The sequence below is a fragment of the Terrabacter sp. P5_B1 genome (assembly GCF_056400505.1).
Genome location: NZ_JBFULD010000335.1, coordinates 1 through 4,457, shown reverse-complemented (window position 1 = coordinate 4,457; position 4,457 = coordinate 1). Strand labels below are relative to the sequence as shown.

General features: G+C 71.0%; 5 protein-coding genes. 3 read left to right on the top strand and 2 right to left on the bottom strand.

Annotation, left to right across the window (positions count from 1 at the left end):
• Window positions 1-27: 27 nt before the first annotated feature.
• Complete coding sequence (gene glgX / locus AC1DP0_RS18565; protein WP_478087313.1) at window positions 28-2,184, bottom strand: glycogen debranching protein GlgX; 2,157 nt, start codon at window positions 2,182-2,184, stop codon at window positions 28-30.
• A 77-nt stretch (window positions 2,185-2,261) separates the two neighbouring features.
• On the opposite strand from glgX, the gene AC1DP0_RS18560 reads away from it, so the two are divergent.
• The 3 genes from AC1DP0_RS18560 to AC1DP0_RS18550 are packed head-to-tail and all read left to right on the top strand — an operon-like array spanning window position 2,262 to window position 3,894.
• On the top strand, window positions 2,262-2,786 hold the full coding sequence (locus AC1DP0_RS18560) for a YbjN domain-containing protein (protein WP_478087311.1): 525 nt from the start codon (window positions 2,262-2,264) through the stop codon (window positions 2,784-2,786).
• Window positions 2,786-3,565, top strand: a complete 780-nt coding sequence (locus AC1DP0_RS18555) for an enoyl-CoA hydratase/isomerase family protein (protein ID WP_478087307.1) — start codon at window positions 2,786-2,788, stop codon at window positions 3,563-3,565. Before AC1DP0_RS18560 ends, AC1DP0_RS18555 begins: the two co-directional genes overlap by 1 nt.
• Window positions 3,562-3,894, top strand: coding sequence for a hypothetical protein (locus AC1DP0_RS18550; protein WP_478087304.1), 333 nt, complete (start codon window positions 3,562-3,564; stop codon window positions 3,892-3,894). Before AC1DP0_RS18555 ends, AC1DP0_RS18550 begins: the two co-directional genes overlap by 4 nt.
• A 9-nt stretch (window positions 3,895-3,903) precedes the next feature.
• On the opposite strand, the gene AC1DP0_RS18545 is transcribed toward AC1DP0_RS18550, so the two are convergent.
• The coding region (locus AC1DP0_RS18545) for an SDR family oxidoreductase (protein WP_478087300.1) at window positions 3,904-4,457 on the bottom strand (554 nt) is incomplete at its 5' end.

Here is a 4,457-nt window from a genome sequence, read left to right as displayed (position 1 = left end):
CCCCGCTCGGGGTCCGGGCTCTTCACGTCAGCCGCCGTCGAGCTGGACCCCGGTCGAGCTCCAGACGCGCATCGAGGCCGCAGCCATCGACACGAACTCACCCGCCGCAACGGGATCGCTCGGGGGAGCGGGGCGCTCGTCGGTGCTGTCCCAGAGGAGYACGTATGCCGTCACGCCAGGCGCCGCGGGCAGCGTGACGTCGACCGCGCCTGCCGACCCGTTGACGACGAGGAGCACCGACTGCTCGGAGATCGCGGCCCCGTTGAAGAGACCCTGCAGCACGGCAACCGCGGGTCCGTCCCAGTGGTCTCCCATCGGCGCGCCGTCGGCCCTGAACCACGCGAGGTCGGTCGAGCCGTCGGGGCGGATCCGCCGGCCGGAGAAGAAGGCCCGCTGTCGAAGGACCGGGTGGTCGCGACGCAGTCGTACGAGGTGGCGGGTGGTCTCGAGCAGGTCCTCCTGCCACGGATCGAGGTCCCACGACGTCCAGGTGATCTCGTTGTCCTGGGCGTACGGGTTGTTGTTGCCGCGCTGGCTGCGTCCGATCTCGTCCCCGGCGCCCAGCATCGGCACACCGGTCGACAGCAGCAGCGTGCCGAGCAGGTTGCGCATCGACCGGCGCCGGGCCGCGGCGATGTCGGGGTCGTCGGTGCGCCCCTCGACCCCGTGGTTCCACGACCGGTTGTCGTTGGACCCGTCGGTCCCGCTGTGACCATTGACCCCGTTGTGCTTCGTGTCGTAGACCGTGAGGTCGGCCAGCGTGAACCCGTCGTGGGCGGTGACGAAGTTGACCGAGGCGATGGTGCCACGGTCGTGCCGGTCGAAGAGGTCCTGCGACCCGGCGAGCCGGGTGGCCAGCTCACGGACGCCGTGGCCGACGCCGCCCGACGCGGACGCGGCGAGGTCGCGCAGCCAGAAGGTGCGGGTCGCGTCACGGTAGCGGTCGTTCCACTCCGAGAACGGTGGGGGGAACTGGCCGGTTCGCCAGCCGTGCAGACCCAGGTCCCACGGCTCGGCGATGAGCTTCGCTCGCGACAGGCACGGGTCGGTGCGCAGCGCCACGAGGAAGGGGTGGTCGGTGTCGTAGCCGTCGTCCTTGCCGCGTCCCAGCGCGACGGCGAGGTCGAATCGGAAGCCGTCGACGTGGCACTCCTGCACCCAGTAGCGCAACGAGTCGAGGACCATCCGCGCCACGACGGGGTGCGTCAGGTCGAGGGTGTTGCCGCATCCGGTGACGTCGATGTCACGACCGCGACCGTCGACGCGGTAGTAGGCGCGCTGGTCGAGCCCGCGCCACGAGAGGGTCATGTGCTCCCGCGAGTTCTCCGCCGTGTGGTTGTAGACGACGTCGAGCAGCACCTCGATGCCGGCGGCGTGCAGGTCCTTGACCATCGCCTTGAACTCATCGAGGGCGCCCTGCGGGTCCGGCCTCGACGCGTACGCCGCGTGCGGCGCGAAGAATCCCATTGTGTTGTAGCCCCAGTGGTTCGTCAGCCCGCGCAGCACGAGGTCGGGCTCGTGCGTGAAGGTGTGGATCGGCAGCAGCTCGACGGCCGTGACACCCAGCCCGAGCAGGTGGTCGACGAAGGCGGGATGGGCCAGGCCGGCATACGTGCCGCGGAGCTCCTCGGGGACACCCGGGTGCAGCTTCGTGGCGTTCTTGACGTGCACCTCGTAGATCAGCGACTCGGTGAGCGAGCGTCTCGGGAACTCGTCTGCCCCCCAGTCGAACTCGTCCTCGACGATGACGCAGCGCGGCATGTGTGGCGCGGAGTCGCGGTCGTCGCGCACCCAGAGGTCGCCCCGGAGGTCGGGACCGACCCGATGGGCGTAGAGGGCGGGGTCGAGGCGCACCTCGCCCTCGATGGCGCGGGCGTAGGGGTCGAGGAGCACCTTGGCGGGGTTGTGCAGCAGTGACCGGTCCGGGTCCCAGTCCCCGTCGACACGGAAGGCGTAGCGCTGGCCGGCGCTGACCCCTGGCACCGTGTCGAACCACGTCCCGTGGGCGCGGTGACGCAGTTGCACCCGCCGCTCCGTCGTCGTGCCGTCGCCGGCCTGGTCGAAGAGACAGACCTCGACCGAGCGAGCGTGGCCGGCGTAGACGGAGAACTGCGCCCCCTCGGCGGTCAGCCGGACCCCGAGCTCCGGTGGCAGGTCGGGGGTCGCGGGCGGGGGCGGGCACATGTGTCTGAGCGTAGGGGTGGTCAACGGCATCCCCGGGTCGGATCGACCTCGCCGCGCGGGCTGGTTACGGTTGACGCATGACCGATCCGACTTCGCTGCCCAACTTCATGCCGAGCGCCCCCGACGCCGGCCCCACCGCGAGCCCCAACGGCGCCTCCGCCAGCGACGCACCGGTGCGCGACCGCATCCTGGAGGTCCTGAAGGGCCTCGGCATCGAGGCGAGCGTCGACGGCGACGGCGACCTCGAGTTCGCCATCGTCGACGACCAGGGCACGAGCACCACGCTCTTCGCCCGGGTGGCCGAGGGCGACCTGGCCCTCGTCCGCTTCTTCGGCCAGTGGCAGCTCGCCGAGCCCGTCTCAGCGGACCGCAACGAGCGCCTGGCCCGCTGCAACGACCTGACGATGCAGCTCAACATCGTCAAGCTCTCGCTCGTCCAGGAGAGCCTCGTCGTCTCCGCCGAGCACGTCATCACCCCGAACGCCGACCTCGACATCCTCGTGCCGCTGTCGGTCAACCACATCCTCCAGAGCGTGGGCTTCTTCTTCCAGTCCTGGCTGCCGATGGACGACGCGCCCTCCGGCATGCCCGGCGACGCCTGATGGGCGAGTTCGTCCGGCTCGAGGTCGAGGACGGCGTCGGCACGATCCGTCTCGACCGGCCGAAGATGAACGCCCTCAACGTCCAGGTCCAGGAGGAGATCCGCGAGGCTGCCTCGGAGGCGACGGCTCGCCCCGACGTCAAGGCCGTCATCGTCTACGGCGGTGAGCGCGTCTTCGCCGCCGGCGCGGACATCAAGGAGATGCAGGCCATGTCGTACACCGACATGGTCGAGCGCTCCGGCCCGCTCATGACCTCGATCAGTGCCGTCGCTCGCATCCCCAAGCCGGTCATCGCCGCCATCACGGGCTACGCGCTCGGCGGAGGCTGCGAGCTGGCCCTGGCCTGCGACTTCCGCGTCGTCGCGGACGACGCCAAGCTCGGCCAGCCGGAGATCCTCCTCGGTGTCATCCCGGGCGCCGGCGGCACCCAGCGCCTGTCGCGCCTCGTCGGTGCCTCGCGTGCCAAGGAGATCATCTTCAGCGGTCGCTTCGTCGACGCCCAGGAGGCGCTCGCGATCGGGCTCGCCGACAAGGTCGTGCCGGCCGCCGACGTCTATACGGCGTCCCGCGAGTGGGCGGCCACCTTCGTCGGGGCGGCGTCGTATGCCGTCCGCGCCGCCAAGGAGGCCATCGACCGCGGTCTCGAGGTGGATCTCGAGACCGGTCTCGAGATCGAGCGGCTGCTCTTCGCATCCCTCTTCGCGACGAAGGACCGCGAGATCGGCATGACCTCGTTCGTCGAGCAGGGACCGGGCAAGGCCGAGTTCGAGGGTCGATGACCACACCGCTGGACGTCCTCGTGTTCTACTCGCCCGTCGAGTCGACCGAGGACGTCCTCGCGGCGGTCTTCGCCGCGGGGGCCGGCGCCATCGGGGACTACCGCGACTGCGCCTTCGTGGTGCGCGGCACCGGCCGGTTCCGGCCCCTCGCCGGGGCGAACCCCACCATCGGCGCCGTCGGCGACCTCGAGACGGTCGACGAGGACCGCGTCGAGCTCGTGCTCGACCGGCACCTGAGAGCCGACGTCGTCGCGGCGCTCCGGGCGGCGCACCCCTACGAGGAGCCGGCCTTCCACCTCATCGAGACAGCCGACCCGGTCGCCCCCTGAGCGACGTCCTCACGGGGTCTTGAAACCACCGTTGCTGTGCAGCAGCTGGCCGTTGATCCAGCCGCCGGCCTCGGAGAAGAGGAACCGCACGAGGTCCGCGGTGTCGCGCGGGGTGCCCAGTCGGCCGGCAGGGGTCTCGGCCACGCCGAGAGCGCGGATCCGGTCGTCCATCCACCCGGTGTCGATGGGGCCGGGGTTGATCACGTTGGCACGCAGGCCGCGGTCGGCGAGCTCGAGCGCCGCCGCGATGACGATGCGGTCCAGTGCGCCCTTGCTCGAGCCGTAGGGCAGGTTGTTCGCGGTGTGGTCGCTCGTCAGGGCCACGACGCGGGCCGCTGCGGGTCCGCCCGGTGCCTGCACCGGGAGCCGCTCGCCGAACGCGCGGATGAGCAGCCACGGGGCGCGGGCGTTGACGGCGTAGTGCCGGTCCCAGCTCTCGAGCGAGGTCGAGAGGATCCCGCTGTCGACCGACTCGCAGTGCGACATGACGAGGCCCGTGACCGGACCCAGCCGCTCGGTGGCAGCCGTGACGAGCGCTTCCGGCGTCGCCGCGTCGGCGAGGC

Excerpts from the sequence above, each read along its gene's own strand:
- AC1DP0_RS18550 (WP_478087304.1), top strand. The coding sequence starts at position 3,562 with ATGACCACACCGCTGGACGTCCTCGTGTTCTACTCGCCCGTCGAGTCG.
- AC1DP0_RS18555 (WP_478087307.1), top strand. The coding sequence starts at position 2,786 with ATGGGCGAGTTCGTCCGGCTCGAGGTCGAGGACGGCGTCGGCACGATC.
- AC1DP0_RS18560 (WP_478087311.1), top strand. The coding sequence starts at position 2,262 with ATGACCGATCCGACTTCGCTGCCCAACTTCATGCCGAGCGCCCCCGAC.